General features: G+C 53.7%; 1 protein-coding gene. It reads left to right on the top strand.

Going from position 1 to position 488, the window contains the following annotated elements; translation table 11 throughout:
• Positions 1 to 488 (top strand): DDE-type integrase/transposase/recombinase (locus ACKLKD_RS28000; protein WP_142381973.1); only part of this gene is annotated, 488 nt, incomplete at both ends.

Here is a 488-nt window from a genome sequence, read left to right as displayed (position 1 = left end):
GGATTTACTGTCTGGAAGGCCTCAACCTGCGCAGAAAGCGCCCCCGCAGGCATGTCAGTGCAGCACATCGTCAGCAACGTCCGGTCCTGACCGGAGTCGATCAGTGCTGGAGTATGGATTTCGTGTCGGATAACCTGTTTAACGGACGACGTTTCCGGGCGCTGACTGTAGTGGATAATTTTAGTCGGGAGTGTGTGGCGATCCATGCCGGAAAGTCGCTGAAAGGTGAGGATGTGGTCGGTGTGATGGAAAGGTTGCGGGTACCGGGCAAGCGCCTGCCGGTACGTATTCAGACAGATAACGGCAGCGAGTTTATCTCGAAAAGTCTGGATAAATGGGCGTATGAGCACGGTGTTACAATGGACTTCTCCCGCCCCGGAAAACCAACGGATAACCCGTTTATTGAATCATTTAACGGCAGTCTGCGGGATGAATGCCTGAACATTCACTGGTTCCTGTCGCTGGAAGATGCGCAGGACAAACTCGAC

This window comes from Klebsiella sp. 10982 (assembly GCF_048589245.1).
GTDB classification, from domain to species: Bacteria; Pseudomonadota; Gammaproteobacteria; order Enterobacterales; family Enterobacteriaceae; genus Klebsiella; species Klebsiella quasivariicola.
The sequence above is the reverse complement of the archived record's forward strand: the minus strand, read 5'-3'. Positions and strand labels throughout refer to the sequence as shown.